16 protein-coding genes are annotated in these 15,111 nt (G+C 47.8%); 12 read left to right on the forward strand and 4 right to left on the reverse strand.

Annotated elements, in window-relative coordinates; genetic code table 11:
- Positions 1-38: 38 nt before the first annotated feature.
- The 3 genes from flgN to flgA form a co-directional block, all read right to left on the reverse strand.
- Positions 39-476, reverse strand: coding sequence for a flagellar export chaperone FlgN (flgN, locus tag ABMY42_RS00610; protein WP_005445383.1), 438 nt, complete (start codon positions 474-476; stop codon positions 39-41).
- 22 nt (positions 477-498) lie between these two features.
- Positions 499-780 (reverse strand): flagellar biosynthesis anti-sigma factor FlgM, encoded by a 282-nt coding sequence (gene flgM / locus ABMY42_RS00615; RefSeq protein ID WP_026000156.1) that lies wholly within the window; start codon positions 778-780, stop codon positions 499-501.
- A 138-nt stretch (positions 781-918) separates the two neighbouring features.
- The gene (gene flgA / locus ABMY42_RS00620; RefSeq protein ID WP_199450370.1) at positions 919-1,716 is read right to left on the reverse strand and encodes a flagellar basal body P-ring formation chaperone FlgA; all 798 of its coding nucleotides are present in this window, start codon (positions 1,714-1,716) and stop codon (positions 919-921) included.
- Between the two features lie 78 nt (positions 1,717-1,794).
- On the opposite strand from flgA, the gene flgB reads away from it, so the two are divergent.
- Genes flgB through ABMY42_RS00680 form a run of 12 tightly spaced genes read left to right on the forward strand, consistent with a single transcriptional unit; the run spans position 1,795 to position 11,815 of the window.
- On the forward strand, positions 1,795-2,157 hold the full coding sequence (gene flgB, locus ABMY42_RS00625) for a flagellar basal body rod protein FlgB (protein ID WP_005445380.1): 363 nt from the start codon (positions 1,795-1,797) through the stop codon (positions 2,155-2,157).
- A 2-nt stretch (positions 2,158-2,159) separates the two neighbouring features.
- The gene (gene flgC / locus ABMY42_RS00630; protein WP_005445378.1) at positions 2,160-2,594 is read left to right on the forward strand and encodes a flagellar basal body rod protein FlgC; all 435 of its coding nucleotides are present in this window, start codon (positions 2,160-2,162) and stop codon (positions 2,592-2,594) included.
- Positions 2,594-3,277 (forward strand): flagellar hook assembly protein FlgD, encoded by a 684-nt coding sequence (gene flgD, locus ABMY42_RS00635; protein WP_005445377.1) that lies wholly within the window; start codon positions 2,594-2,596, stop codon positions 3,275-3,277. Before flgC ends, flgD begins: the two co-directional genes overlap by 1 nt.
- A gap of 26 nt (positions 3,278-3,303) precedes the next feature.
- Positions 3,304-4,503 carry a flagellar hook protein FlgE gene (flgE, locus tag ABMY42_RS00640; protein ID WP_349265850.1) on the forward strand — a complete coding sequence of 400 codons (1,200 nt, stop codon included), beginning with the start codon at positions 3,304-3,306 and terminating at the stop codon, positions 4,501-4,503.
- A gap of 12 nt (positions 4,504-4,515) precedes the next feature.
- On the forward strand, positions 4,516-5,247 hold the full coding sequence (gene flgF / locus ABMY42_RS00645; protein WP_029789141.1) for a flagellar basal-body rod protein FlgF: 732 nt from the start codon (positions 4,516-4,518) through the stop codon (positions 5,245-5,247).
- Positions 5,248-5,307: 60 nt separating this feature from the next.
- Complete coding sequence (flgG, locus tag ABMY42_RS00650) at positions 5,308-6,093, forward strand: flagellar basal-body rod protein FlgG (protein WP_005445374.1); 786 nt, start codon at positions 5,308-5,310, stop codon at positions 6,091-6,093.
- 32 nt (positions 6,094-6,125) lie between these two features.
- Positions 6,126-6,797 carry a flagellar basal body L-ring protein FlgH gene (flgH, locus tag ABMY42_RS00655; protein ID WP_009696916.1) on the forward strand — a complete coding sequence of 224 codons (672 nt, stop codon included), beginning with the start codon at positions 6,126-6,128 and terminating at the stop codon, positions 6,795-6,797.
- Positions 6,797-7,918: a flagellar basal body P-ring protein FlgI gene (locus tag ABMY42_RS00660; RefSeq protein WP_049538211.1), complete on the forward strand. Its 1,122-nt coding sequence runs from the start codon at positions 6,797-6,799 to the stop codon at positions 7,916-7,918. Before flgH ends, ABMY42_RS00660 begins: the two co-directional genes overlap by 1 nt.
- A 10-nt stretch (positions 7,919-7,928) precedes the next feature.
- Positions 7,929-8,477: a rod-binding protein gene (locus ABMY42_RS00665; RefSeq protein WP_349265851.1), complete on the forward strand. Its 549-nt coding sequence runs from the start codon at positions 7,929-7,931 to the stop codon at positions 8,475-8,477.
- A complete protein-coding gene (flgK, locus tag ABMY42_RS00670; protein WP_272760303.1) occupies positions 8,478-9,851 on the forward strand; it encodes a flagellar hook-associated protein FlgK in 1,374 nt (457 codons plus the stop codon).
- Between the two features lie 12 nt (positions 9,852-9,863).
- Positions 9,864-10,763: a flagellar hook-associated protein FlgL gene (gene flgL / locus ABMY42_RS00675; RefSeq protein ID WP_005445368.1), complete on the forward strand. Its 900-nt coding sequence runs from the start codon at positions 9,864-9,866 to the stop codon at positions 10,761-10,763.
- Positions 10,764-10,774: 11 nt separating this feature from the next.
- Positions 10,775-11,815 carry a hypothetical protein gene (locus tag ABMY42_RS00680; RefSeq protein WP_005445367.1) on the forward strand — a complete coding sequence of 347 codons (1,041 nt, stop codon included), beginning with the start codon at positions 10,775-10,777 and terminating at the stop codon, positions 11,813-11,815.
- Positions 11,816-12,054: 239 nt separating this feature from the next.
- Here ABMY42_RS00680 and ABMY42_RS00685 read toward each other — a convergent pair whose 3' ends face one another.
- Positions 12,055-14,772 carry a DUF2339 domain-containing protein gene (locus tag ABMY42_RS00685; protein WP_349265852.1) on the reverse strand — a complete coding sequence of 906 codons (2,718 nt, stop codon included), beginning with the start codon at positions 14,770-14,772 and terminating at the stop codon, positions 12,055-12,057.
- Between the last annotated feature and the right edge of the window lie 339 nt (positions 14,773-15,111).

Genomic DNA, 15,111 nt, shown 5'->3' on the forward strand with positions numbered 1-15,111 from the left:
TGGATGGAGGAAGATTCTGTAGGCAAGGCGAGAATTGTTTAGAACGAACGCTCTTCATAAGTGTGTTGCACAGGTTGCTTGAGTTGACTGACCAACTCTTGGAACGCCGCAGAGCTTTGACCGTTGCTCTGATTGTCCGTTTGGCATTGTTTTACCAAGGTTTCCAACAGCGCCCATTGTTTTCTTGCTTGCGTGCCAATTTTAGCAGGCAGAGCATTGAAAATTCGATTCACACTGGTTTCGTTGCAAGGGAGTCCAAGCGAGCGCATCAACTGACTTCTTTCACTCGCCGAGCGACTAAGTCGATTCAAAATTGGCGTTTGCTTTTGAATGTTCTCGCTAAGCGATTCCCCATCAAACTTCAAATACAGCGTTTTTTGTTGCTGAATAAGCTCTAGCAATTGCTGGTAGAGTTTAATGTCTTCCGCTAGGGAACGAACAAATTGTTGAATGTGCTGCGATGCGGCCGTTGCCATGCATGACTCCTAGTGCGCTGCGTTACTCGTGACCAGTGTGGAACTGCATTACTGCTTTGGATAGTGCTTTGGTATCCAGATTCAGTTCACCACGTGCTAATGCGTTGCGGATCTCTTCAACCTTTGCCATATCTACGTCTGGCAGTGATTTCATTTCTGCTTGAGCGCGATCGATGGCGGCAGTGTTAGCTTGGAATGCTGGCTCGCTAGTTTTGCTCTGTGCGATGGTTTCGACAGGCTTCTTGCTTGCTTGCTGGAATTTCGTTTGTGGGACATGACCGCCCGCGACTTTGTCGATTTTCATGCTGTTGTCCTCAATCATCATGTTCTAAATCGAATAGGCGACTAGGGTGTGATGAACATTAAATATTTATTTTTTGTACTCGAAGTTCACCTGTGCTGACGAGTGTAAAAATCAAAAAATGATAACCTGAGTCCAAAATCAGAACTGAGTATGTACTTGATTTAACCCTGTCACGACTGCTCGTATCACTTTGCCAGAGCTGATGTTTTCTACATCGATCTGCTGACCTTTCTTTCCCTGTTCTAGGGCGACGCCTTTGGTACTGGCGCTAAATCCATCTTTGCTCGCAACAATAATCACCTCGTTGCCTTTCTCAACCAGAGCAGGGGAGCTTAGGTTTGAAGGATCAATAATTTGTCCGGCGCGAATACGGCGAGAGGTCTCCAATCCTACCGCTTGGCTCACTTGTGTGTAGAAGTCGTCTTGGCGCGAAATCGTGCGCGTTTCAGATTTTAAATGAGTCGCGGAGATCGTTTCGTTACGCCCAATTGTGCTGGTCGCAACGAGGACAGGGAGTGTCACTGCAGATTTGATTGTAACGTTGATTCGCCAAGGAGAGGTGATGTCCTCACAACTGACCGCGCGCTTCAAATTGCCAACAGGCAGTGGGCGATTATCTCGTCCTGCGATGACCAAAGGCGACGTACAGGCGGGCAAGTGATTGGCAGAGCCCGGAACCCAAATACGATATTCGAGCTGATAGGTTCCCCAATGGTGTGAACGCGCGATTTGTGCGACTTCTTGCTCAAATTGTTCACTGACGGTGACTTTTAGTTCGTTCGCAGTGAGGTTTTTCTCAGCGGCAGCGGCACTTATCGAACTGGCACTCAAAACCAAACCACAAAGCAGCATAATTTGGGGAAATCGACCTTTCCCCTTGTTTTGAGTGGTTTCCGTAAACCGGAAGCGAGGCTTCCTTCCTTGTTTGTAATTCATTGATTTTTATAAGTAATTTTTATGGCACGCATCTTGTTTCATTCTTGGCGTATTCGAGCCGACTTGAAGGAAAGATGCATGGCGATCACATTCGAAAATGCGTTAGGTGTACATCCAGAGGCACTTAATTTTCGCGTTCAGCGTACCAAAGTCCTCGCCAGTAACCTAGCAAATGTTGATACCCCAGGGTACTTGGCAAAGGACCTGAGCTTCACCACCGTGATGAACAATATGTCGACGGGAAGTGTGAGCAAATCAGTGCCGAAGTTTCAGGTAGAGGCGCAATATTCAGTGCCTTACCAAAACAGCAAAGACGGCAACACCGTGGAACTTGGTGTTGAACAAGCCAAATTCACACAAAACAACATGGACTTTCAAACCAGCCTGACGTTTCTCAACATGAAATTCAGTGGCTTGGCGAAAGCGATTGAGGGACGTTAAACATGTCATTTACTGATATCTATTCGATCACTGGCTCAGCGATGACGGCGCAAACCGTTCGTCTGAACACGGTAGCCAGTAACCTTGCAAACGCCGATGCGGTGTCTGCCAACCCAGATGATGCCTACAAGGCACTTAAACCTGTGTTTGCAACTGTGTATCAAAAAACGCAAATGGCAACAGAGAACAGTGCTTATCCAAATGCAGAAGTTCGCATTGTGGATGTTGTGAAAAATGCAGGGCAGGCAGAGAAGCGCTTCGAACCTAATAACCCATTGGCAAACGATGAAGGTTACGTGTACTACCCGGATATTGATGTGGTGTCAGAAATGGCAGACATGATGTCAGCGACACGCAGCTTCGAGACCAATGTCGAGGTATTGGCGAATGTGAAAAGCATGCAGCAAGGTCTGCTTCGATTAGGGCAGGGTAGCTAATGAGTATCGCACAATACACCCCACTGTCTTCCGATAAGCCGGTAACAACCAAGTCTGGCAGTGACGCAAGTGTTTCCGCCAACCCATCAGATATGAACAGTGCCAGCTCACTGCAAAATGAGTTTATCTCGTTGATGGTGGCACAAATTCAAAACCAAGACCCACTAAACCCGTTAGACGGAACCGAGTACGTTGGTCAACTTGCGCAGTTTTCTCAGGTGCAGAGTACCGAAAACATGTCGAAGTTGATGCAAAACAGCATGGTGTTACTCGACAACATGCAAGTGCTTTCGACCGCTGGTTTGGTTGGTCAAACCGTGTACGTTTCATCGAATGAGTTTGAACTCGGTGAAGGCGCGCAAAACGGCAAGATAGAACTAGAACATGGTTCTAACCAAGTAACGCTAGTGGTGAAAGACCAGTTTGGTCAATCAACGAAAGTGCCTCTTGGCGCGCACGCTGCTGGTGATTTGGAATTCTCCATTAATCCTGAAGAGCTCGGTTTGAAACCGGGTAAGTACACCGTTGCGGTGGAAGTTCAAGATGGGCAGAAAAGCCCTAAAGTTTTGCTGGCAGGCACGGTTGAGCAGGTTCGTATTCCAAGCTCAGGTGGCTCAGCACTGGTCAATGTTCAAGGCGTTGGCAACGTTCCTTTCTATCAAATTACTCAGTTTGGTGCTTAACCAAATAAGGAAATCAGAGGTTATTTATGAGTTTTAACATCGCACTTAGTGGTCTGGACGCGACCAATACAGAATTGAACACCATCAGTCATAACATTGCTAACGCATCGACGTATGGTTTCAAAGGCGGTCGTACTGAATTCGCGGCGGTTTACAACGGCATGCAGCCAGGCGGCGTAGAAGTGGCGTCAATCTCTCAGAACTTCGAAAAAAACGGTTCTGTAACGGGTACTGGCAGAGCAATGGACCTAGCCATTAACGGCAACGGTTTTTTTGTGACCAAAGACTCTATGGGTCAAATGCTCTACACCCGTGCTGGTGTATTTAGCACAGATAAGAATAATTTCGTCACCGCGAACAACGGAACCAAACTACAAGGCTACAGCGTTGACAACAATAATAACCTGCAAACAGGTTCAGTCGGCGATATCAAGGTATCCACTTCTTCTCTGAGTGCTAAAGCAACAAGCAGCTTAGAATTTGTTGCTAACTTCGATGCAAGTGCGACCAAGATTGATCAAGCGGTTTATCCATTTGATTCTTCGGACCCTAAATCATTCAACTCTTCTTACACCACCAAGGTTTTCGACTCGCTAGGCAATTCCCATACGGTGACTCAGTACTTCACTAAAACGTCAGATAACGAATGGCAAGTGAATGTAGAAGTGGATGGCGCGCCTACGACACCTGCAACAGCTCAAACCGTTCAATTCAATACCGATGGTACGCTGGCTTCTCCTGCTGGCGCATTTAATGTGGCATTCCCAGCCGCGGGTGCAAACGCAATGAGCGTTGATATTAGCCTTTCAGGTAGTACTCAGTTTGGTGCTGCATTTGGCGTGAGCACCAATAATCCAAATGGTTACACATCGGGTGAACTTGCTGGCGTTAGAGTGGAAGACAACGGCATGGTTTACGCGACGTACACCAATGGTCAATCTCAACTTCAAGGTCAAGTAGTGCTTGCGGACTTTGCTAACACGCAAGGTCTATCGAAAGTGAGCGGTACCGCTTGGACACAAAGCTTTAGCTCTGGTGCGCCGATCATGGGCGTTCCGGGTACAGGTACACTGGGTGACCTTACTCCGGGTGCATTGGAAGGCTCTAACGTTGACTTAACCAGTGAGCTTGTCGCGCTAATGACGGCGCAGCGTAACTACCAAGCGAACGCCAAAACCATCTCAACCAACGACAAGCTAACTCAAGCTCTGTTCAACGCAGTGTAATGGGAGTATTGCATGGATAGCTTGTTATTTACTGCAACGTCTGGTGCGAGCCGAGTTCTTAAGGCTCAGCACGTTCGTTCTAACAACTTATCGAACGCCGACACCGCTGGTTTCCGTGCGGATATGGAACGTGTACGAAGCGTTGAATTGCAAGGTGCGGGCTTTGATGGTCGCACCATGGTGGTGACGAACTCTGCATCGACGCGTTTTGATTCTGGCGACATCATGAAAACGGGACGCCCCTTAGACGTTGCGATCATGGGTGAAGGCTACCTAACAGTAGAAACACCGGCTGGAAATGAGGCTTACACGCGTGCGGGTAACATCAAAATCGATACGTTTGGTGCCATGAGTATCAATGGATTTCCCGTTGTAGGTGAAAACGGACCAATGATCGTGCCTGATTTTCAAAAGATTGAGATCAGTGAGCGCGGTCGCGTGTCTGTGATCCCACCGGGCGGTGGTGCAGAAGTTGAAGTTGGCACTTTAAAAATGGTGAAACCTGCCATTAACCAACTTCAGAAAGAAAGCGACAGCTTACTGCACAGTGTTGATGGTGTGCCTTTTGTCGCTGATGAAACGGTGCAATTGGCACCAGAGCATATCGAAGGTAGTAACGTTTCAGCCATCGATGAACTACTCAGCGTGATGTCACTGACGCGCAACTTCGAGATGCAAGTTCGCATGATGAAAACCGCAGAAACCTTGGCGCAAGCCGGAAACAAATTGATGGCAGCGAGATAACACTTTTTGCTCAACGTAAATCGTGCTTCTAGATAATTCCTGCCACAAAGGAGATAACCAATGCATTCAGCATTATGGGTAAGTAAAACGGGCATGGCAGCTCAAGATACGAAAATGACTGCCATCTCGAACAACCTAGCAAACGTCAACACGGTCGGCTTTAAGCGTGACCGAGTAGTGTTTGAAGACCTGTTCTACAGCATTCAGCGTCAGCCAGGCGCGCAAGTTGACCAAGTTAACGAGCTACCAACCGGTGTTCAGTTGGGTTCTGGTGTTCGTGTCGTGGGGACGCAAAAAGTCTTCACACAAGGTAACACACAAAACACGACTGGTGAGTTCGACTTGGCGGTAATGGGTCAGGGCTTTTTCCAAATCGAAAACTCTGACGGTCAGATCATGTACACCCGAAATGGTCAGTTCCATATCAACTCAGAAGGTTTGATGGTGAACAGTCAAGGTCTACCACTAGAGCCTCAAATTCAGATCCCAGATAACGCCATTTCATTCTCTGTTGGTGTGGATGGCACGGTAACAACTACGTCAGCCGATGACCCGACGCCGCAGCAACTAGGGCAAATCACTCTGGCTAAGTTCATTAACCCTGCGGGCTTAGAAGCAGTGGGTGGCAACTTGTTCCGTGAAACAGCAGCAAGCGGACCAGCTGACGAGTTAATCGCAGGTGAAGATGGCGCGGGCAGCATTAAGCAAGGGGCTTTAGAAGGCTCTAACGTGCAAGTTGTTGAAGAGATGGTCGACATGATCACAACTCAGCGCGCATACGAAATGAACGCAAAAGTCGTTTCTGCAGCGGATGACATGCTGAAGTTTGTCGCACAGGCAATGTAGGTAAGAAATTGGTGATGATGAAGGAAAAAGCAATGAAATGGCTTTCGAAAAGTTGGGCAGTTGCCGTCGTGTTGCTGGTGGGATGTGCTGGGCGTCAGGAGTTTATTCCGCCTGAACCAAATGCAGAGGAATACGCGCCGCCGGTGTTGGATTACACCTTGCCAGAAGCAAACTCAGGTAGCCTTTATCGTCACCAATACACCATGACGTTATTCCAAGACCGACGTGCCTACCGTGTTGGTGATGTCTTGACGGTGCAGCTATCGGAAGAGACGGAATCCAGCAAAAAAGCAGGCACTAAGTTTGGTAAAAGCTCCACTGTAAATTTTGTTGCGCCAACCATTGGCACTAAAACCATCGATGAATTGGGTGTAAGCGTGGACGGTAGCCGTAATTTTGATGGCAGCGCTTCTAGTTCACAGGGCAACAAATTACAGGGTGCAATCACGGTTACTGTGCATGAAGTGCTACCAAATGGTGTGCTTCGTATTAGCGGTGAAAAGTGGTTGCGACTTAACCAAGGCGATGAATTTATTCGCCTAACTGGCATCGTGCGTGTTGATGATATCAACCGTAGCAACCAAGTTTCTTCTCAGCGTATTGCAGATGCTCGTATCACCTATGCGGGTCGCGGCGCATTAGCTGACAGCAACGCAGCTGGGTGGCTGACGCAGTTCTTCAACAGCCCATGGGTACCATTCTAATGAAGCCAATTAACGCATTCTTTTCTTCTTTCCTATTGGCATTGACCTTGGGACTTCCTGCCACTTCGCAAGCTGAAGTGGAAATTCCGATCATGGACTTGGTGGATGTTCAGGGCATCCGAGAAAACCAATTGGTCGGCTACGGTTTGGTAGTGGGCTTGGCAGGTCAAGGTGATCGGAACCAAGTTAAATTCACTGCTCAATCGATTACCAACATGCTACGCCAATTTGGTGTACAAATTGATGACAGCATGAACCCGAAACTACGTAACGTGGCATCGGTGAGTGTTACTGCATCGGTAGATCCAATGGCGGGACCGGGTCAAACACTCGACGTTGTGGTCTCTTCAATTGGTGACGCGAAAAGCTTACGTGGCGGTACGCTATTACTTACACCACTGCGCGGTATTGATGGTGAAGTCTATGCCATCGCCCAAGGTAGTGTGGTAGTTGGTGGCTTATCGGCAGAAGGCAAAAGCGGTTCCAAGGTAGAAGTGAACACTCCAACTGCAGGTCGTATTCCAAACGGTGCAACGTTGGAGCGAGAAATCGAAACAGACTTTAACCAGCGTGGTGAAATCACGTTAAACCTTCGTAAACCGAGTTTCACTACTGCAAAAAACATCGCCCGTGAAATCAACAACACCTTTGGTCCAAATGTAGCGAAAGCAATCAACAAAGCGCGCGTTGAAATGCGAGCACCAATGGATACCCAGCAGCGTGTAACCATGATGTCGATGCTAGAAGAGATGAGCGTGGAAGAAGGTCGTAAACCGGCTCGAATTGTTTTCAACTCTCGTACTGGCACCGTTGTCATAGGTAAAAATGTCAAAGTAGGCGAAGCGGCAGTTAGCCACGGTAACTTGACTGTCCGTATATCGGAATCGCAGCAAGTTAGCCAGCCGAACGCCTTTGCTGGTGGTGATACAAAAGTCATAGATCAAACGCAAATTAACGTTGATGAAGAGCTTGCGCAAATGGTGATATGGCCGCCGGGAACGGAGCTGAACACCATCGTCAATGCAGTGAATAGCTTAGGTGCAACACCGACGGATCTGATGTCGATTCTGCAAGCACTCAGTGAAGCGGGTGCGTTGAATGCCGAGCTTGTCGTGATTTAAGGAGTTTGAGATGAAATTAGATACCAGTAACGATCAAGCCAAACTGAGCTCCATGTTGTATCACGACAATAGTGCGCTAGCGAACATCAAGAGAAGCCGTGATCAAGAAGGTGCCTTGGAAGTGGTTGCAGGTCAGTTTGAAGCCATGTTTCTGCAAATGGTGCTTCGTCAAATGCGCAGCAGTAGTGACGTGTTGGCTGACAAAGACAGTCCGTTTGCTAGCCAACAACAAGGTGTGTTTCGCGATATGTATGACGGTCAACTGGCAATGGAGCTTGCTAAAAAGCAAAATGCGGGCATTGCCAATATGCTGGTTCAACAGCTAAGCCCATCAATGCGTGAGGTAGCATTCGACCAATCACGCAGTATCTCTTCGGCGAATGATGGAAAAGTGACTTCGCTTGAACGCAAGTCACAACTTGAAAGTGATGATATCGCCACAGTCACTGATGTAGTTAATTCCGTGCAGCAAGTGGTCGCCTCTGTTAAACAAGTGCTCGGTGAAGCCGGTATGACGACCGCGTTTACTCAGCCGCTGATCAGAAAAATGGAGCTGTAAATGAACCTTGTTAATATCGGCCTTTCAGGCTTGAACGCAAACCAAGTCGCACTTGAAGTGACGGCACAAAACGTGGCAAACATCAATACGCCAGGATACAGCCGTCAACAAGCGCTTATGGCATCTGTCGGGGATGGCAAGTACAACAAGCTCAGTCCGGGCATTGGTGTTGAAGTCACAAGTATTCGCCGCGTAACAGACCAGTTTTTGGTCAAACAGACTTGGTCGACAAACAGCCTAGCGTCATACTCAAGTGGTTACACTACCGCAATGAGCCAGCTTGAAAGTACGCTTGGCGCTGATGGTTTTAGTATTTCTGCGGGCTTGGATTCGCTTAACGCAGCTTTGAATGATGCCACAGTAAAACCAGAATCAATCCCATACCGTCAGCAAATTATCAACGAATCAGAAGCGTTAGCGCGTCGCTTCAATACGTTAACCGAGTCGCTTCATAATCAGCATAAAGACATGAGTGAGCAACGTAATGCGGCGTTAAATCATGCCAATAGCTTGATGGCGAACATCGCTCACATAAACAAGCAGATTGTCGAAATGCAGGGAACGGGCGGTAACCCGGCTCAGCTAATGGATACTCGTGATGTTTTGATTGGTGAGCTCTCTCAGATCGTTGAAATCAAGACAACGGATCAAGCTGATGGAAGCATGCAGGTGACACTCGCTTCAGGTCAGCCTTTGGTGATGGGGACTGATTACGGCCAGCTAACGTCGAAGCCAAATCCTTCCGATCCTTATCTTGCTGATTTAAATGTTGAGTTTGCTTCTCAAAGTTTTGGTCTCGATCAATCTGTCGGCGGCAAATTGGGAGCGATTAACGACTATCAAACAGAAATCCTAATGCCAAACCAAGTGGCACTAGACGATATGGCAAAGGCGATGGCAGACGAGTACAACGCGGTACTTGCGACGGGTAAAGACCTTAAAGGTAATCCGGGTAAACCTTTGTTCAGTTACGACCCAGCAAACCCTTCATCTAGCTTAAAAATTACGGGAATCAGCGCAGAGGAATTGGCATTCTCAAGTGATGGCGCGCCAGGTAATGCCGACGTACTGAATAACTTGATTAAGTTGAGCAACAAACCGGTCGCCATTACAGGTTTTGGTTCTTTGAGCTTGAACGATGCATTTACCGCAATGGTTGGTGAAACGGCGATTAAAGCGCGCCAAGCTGCGGCAGATTATGAAGCAAAAACCGCAATGAACAAGCAAGCTCACGCGGCACGCGATAATGTTAGTGCGGTTAACAGTAATGAAGAAGCGGCGAACTTGATGACGTTTGCTAACGCACACAATGCCAATATGAAAGTCATTAGCACAGCTAACCAACTTTTCGATGCTGTATTGCAGCTTTTCTAAAGGGAACTCGATATGCGAATCAGTGACACTCAATTCAGCCAAATGATGCTGCAAAGTCTGCAAACTAACAACGCAGGCTTGGGGAATGTGCTACAACAAATGTCGACAGGTAATCGACTGACCAAGCTTTCAGACGATCCAATGGCGTCCATTAAGCTACTTAACCTTGAGCGTGAAAACAGCGCAATCGGTCAGTACCAAAGCAATATTGCCAATCTGAAAACGACGCTTTCTGCGCAAGAAACACATTTGGATTCTGTGAATGAAAGCCTGAAAAGTGTTCGCGATTTGGTGCTTTGGGGGGCAAATGGCTCGTTAACCGATGATGACCGCAGCGGCATGGTTACCGAACTAAAAAGCTACCGAGATGCCATACAGTCGTCCTTTAATGCACAAGACGAAGAAGGTCATTACTTGTTTTCAGGCACCCAAACCGACAAACCAGCGGTGAGTAACGGGGGCGGTGTTTACCAAGTAGACGGCAACAGTGATAAGCGTGTTGTGACGGTTGCTAAAGGCGTCACCATGGAATCCAACATGACCGCTAAAGACATTTTAGAGCTTGGCAGTGGCGACAATGTGCTGAACCAACTTGATGCTTTAATTGCAGAATTTGAGAAGCCGAGTCCGAATTTTCGAGCTGAAGTGGACGCTAGCCTTGCTGCCATTGATGATACCTCTGCAAACGTATTAGGTGCTATCACAGAGATTGGTGGACGCCACAACAACCTAGATCTGATGGATGGAGCTCACGGCGAAAACAAGCTGTTTGTTGATAAAGTGACGAACGATTTGTCTGCGCTCGATTACGGTGAAGCATCAGTACGTTTGAGCAACTACATGGCAGCGTTACAAGCAACGCAAGCTAGCTACGTTAAGATCAACGATCTCAACCTGTTTGATCGTATTTAAGGAAGTTTTATATGGTGATGAGCACAGTAGAGGTAAGACCCCACAGTATACGCTTAGGTGGGCAAGAACAAGCCTCTATCATGCCGACCCGCTCAGCGGATACGAGCAGTGCGATTAAACCGCGTCCTAGGCAAGTTCAGGCTGACACCGCGTCAGCCTATTCTGTTTCCGGTATTCAGCTTACTCAAGGTCAGCAACAAGCAACTGCTGTGCAGATCGCATCAAAATCGCTGCAAGTGATTGGTAGAGAGCTGACTCAAATTAAGCGAGGTTTGACCCAAGCCGTTAGCCAAGGCACACAGAACGTCCCTGGTTTGCAAGACAGCTTAGTTCGCTCCAAAACGTCCATTCAACAAGTGGTTGATCAGGCGCGTTTTGATGGACAAAAGGTGATTGATAACGAACTGCACCTAAAACTGGATAAAGCCGATATTCGCCGCTTCTCTATCCCGGGTTTGAACGTACATCGTTTGAGTGAAAAAGCAGAGCAAATTCGCTTGGATTTTCCGCAGGGTCAATCGGTGATGATCCAGTTTGACGGTCAGGCGGATGGTGCGCGTACGGTGAAAATGCTCGATCGCAGTTTGATTGCGATGGGAATGCGCGCATCACTGGCGGAAGACGGCACTATTTTATTTGAAGCGCGCGATACTGCTTATCAGCAAATGCAGCAAAAGGTATTGGTGACGGGTGAAGGACATCGATTCCCAGCGGGACACGCCAATGTCCTGAACCTAAAATCGGAACCTGACGGTATTGCAGAGTTAAGCTTTGACCTAGGTTCTCGAGATGGCATCAAACAAACTATTGCCAAGGTGAATCAGCATTTAAGACAAGTGCAAACCAGCTTGGAAGAAGCCAAAGCTTTTCACGGTGAGTTGAGTGCTCAGATGCGTTCGGTGCAAAGTAAATCTAACCAGATGAGTGCCGAGGATGTGAATTCGAAACTCGATGGATTTATGGCAACGTCAGATCAATTTACCTCAACGTTCCAAGCGCTTAATGCACAAGCGAATGTGCGTCGCCATACGGTTGTGGCGCTCCTGAAATAACCTTTCAAGAACACTCCAAGATTCCCTTCTCGATTCAATATGTGGTTTCAAAAACCAGAAAAGAGTTGGGAATCGCCTTTCTAGTTTGCGATTAAAAGAGAGATTCCAGACACTTAATTCCTCAACTCTGAAAAGACGATCATTAGGCGCGTATTCCGCTTTAGAATTCGTCAACCGCTCAATACTCTTCTGGGTCATTCCCGAGAGCGACGTCGGGAATCTCTTTCTTTGTTCAAACACTATTCTGCTTGCTCAACAGGTCCTGCAACCGAACGATGGAGTTTTTGGAACAACCACCCAAGTCCAATCAGTGACGCCCCCAACCCCAAGAAGCTAACCGCTCGCCAGAAGCCATCTAGTGAGCTTACATCCCACAAGAATACCTTAAGCGCGACGCACGCCAACACTGCCAAACCAATGCGTTGAATCGTCATCGCTTTACGTGTTGCGCCTACCCAAGTGAGTAAGCCGCCGACAATCAAACCAGCAATCGAGTAGGTAAACAGCTCTGCCATACCCGTTGGTTGAGCTAGCGTCATCGAGATAGGCTGCCAGAATTGGCGAATCGACATACCTAGCCAAGTTGCCGCTAAGATAAGACCAAAGCTAGCAACAATAGGACGTGAGATTTGCAATGTGTTCCAGTGTTTGTAAGTGGTTACTAGCAAAATAATTGCAGGCAGTAGCCAGCCGAGTGATAGCATGTTAAACACAGGCATGGATTCAGCGGAAACATTATTGACCATCAACGGTGATTCAAGGCTATTGAGTAGCATCACCAACACAACAAAGACGCCCCAAAGCAGGTAGCTGTAAGCTTGATAAACACGTTCTAATTGCTGCGCGAACTTGCTGCGATAGCTGTAAATCAATCCCATCACTAACGCTTGGTTGGCAAACACAATGGCAGAAGTGAAATCGACGTAGCCAAGGTAGCTGTATTGCCCCGTCAGCCAGTAGTTGGTCTGAGTAAACACTGCCATCAAGAATACGTGTAAAAACGCACCTTCAAACCAATTGGCGAGTTCTGTATCTGAGTGATGTAATACAGTACGAGCGTAAGCAAGAATCGTCAAAGACGGCAAGTAACTGATCAATACCCAAGCCCAGTGCCCTGCATTAACGGGTTGCCACTCTGGAATGAATGGTAGCAAGGTTAGACGCACGACCAAGATCCCCATGGCAACTTTCACTGCCCAACTTGCAGGGCGGAACAGGTTAGCTTGAGTTTGTAATGCCATTACTGCCACTTGAATCGAAATGGCAGTCGTAAGCCATGTGTCATTGAGCCAAACAAAAGCCGTTCCTGCAATGATGGCGTGCATGATAGCTGAACACTCCAGCGCCAGAGCTTTGAATTTCTGTCCGAGTAAGGCGTAATAAACCGCAATCACGGCGGTGAAGAGTGTCCAAGCAAAAACATGACGACTCATAAACTCGTACGCGTAGAGCAGGGTAATCAATGTCATTGCTGGGGCAAGAACAAGGAAGAGGATACCCGTCAGCCGTGAGTGATCACCTGCTAGGGTCTGGAATAATGTTCGCAGTGCAATCAACGCAATACTGACACCAAGCGCAACCAATACTGGTGTTTGCCCCTCTGCCATATAGATAGACTCAAGCGCGATAGAAAGCAGCATGATTGCGGTAGAAGCCACCAAAATTGATGGTAAAAAGATTCTTAACGACCAAGCCTTTCGAACGGCTGGTAGCCAAATCATGGCAATAAAGAACACATAGAAGTAAACCATCTCTGCGGTATCAACGCTAGACATGCGAGCCAATGCCGACAGCATTAACAACGTGATAGCCGGAGCAATACCTGTTGGCGGATGTGTCCACTTACCTTGGCAATGACGGTAACGCGGTTTGAGCATCCAGCCCATTCTTGGTACGACAAACAACAGGTACAAACTGAGTGAAAGGAAGAGCGTAAGCCAAGAGAATAGTTGTTCTATTGGTATGCTTTCGATCAACAGAAGCATCCACAAAACATGCGGCACGGTCATCGATGGTGAAATCCAAGCGTGTCGGATCTTTTGCATTAACAAAGTCGCGGCAACTGAAATCGCAGTGATATAGCCCGCGAGCAAGTAATAGTTGGGCTCTGCGCCGCCAATCCACAGGGGCGCGGAGTAGCCGCCGATCAAACCAAGTACAGCCATTAAAGGTCCCTGGCGCAGGGAGAGAGCTAAGCTCGAAAATGCGGCGCCCGCTAAGATCAGCAGCGATGCACTAGGCGATAATAGTTGATAGAAGACAAACGCAAAGATCACCGTGCAGTAAATCCCTGTTAACCCTGTTCCGGTAATGGCAGCAGGCACGTAAGTAAAACCTTTCGCTCGTTCTGCTCGGTCTGAGGATTTTTGCTCACGGCGATGGAACCACTCACCTGCTATCACGGTAGCAAGGGAGATTGAGAATGCGATGGTCACGCGCATGATTGGTGAGAACTCGATATGACTGCCAATCACTTGCACGAGATAACCGCCACCAATCAACATGGCGAGTGCGCCAACCCAAACCAACCAATTTTCTTGGATGTTGCTCAGCAGTTTATTGGCTTGCTTCTCAAAAACGGATTCACTGCTATGGGCTAAACCACCAATGTGCACTTCGTCGAGTGACGGGAGGCTCGGCTCAACAATTGGTTGTGGCATTTCTTTGGCGGCTAGAGGCGCAGTTATTGGCTCTGGATCTGATTTAGGCTCCGGATCATTAGGTGGTACGAGACTGTCTGGTGGTGTTGACGCATGCAGTGCTGCTGTAACCTTATGCTCAGGCTGTGGAGTCGTTGATGTATCTCCCTCAAACCAACGCGCACGCAGCTCTGTCAGTTCTTTATGAAGCAGAGACACTTCGTCTTCGAGCCTTGATATTCGACCGACTGCTTTCCATGTGATGACTATGGCACAAACCGCCAAGATGACTGCCAATGAGATTAACAACTGCTGCACTCCCTTCCTTGTTTGAGAACCCTTAACTTTGAGCAACTTAGCTAAGTTTAGTTCACTGTGTGGCAAGCTAACGGGATATATACCCAAGTGACTTCAAGATGCAGGATTCAGAGCGTTGTCATTGATTCTCTGTTTTTACCGAAAGCTAGCAAGGAAAACAACGTAGCGTAATAGCCCGCTCTTTCCAAGTTGTTTGACGCAGCAATCGGGTCAATGACACGCTCCCAAAGGGCGAGTTGACTGGGCTTGTATACTTTGTTGTCGATTCTTGATTTAGACCCGCTAGACCTTTAAATCGCCGCCGCGTCTACAAACCCAGTCATTCTCGCTGAACCGAGC

Source organism: Vibrio sp. SSH13-20 (assembly GCF_040104475.1).
Taxonomy (GTDB): domain Bacteria; phylum Pseudomonadota; class Gammaproteobacteria; order Enterobacterales; family Vibrionaceae; genus Vibrio; species Vibrio harveyi.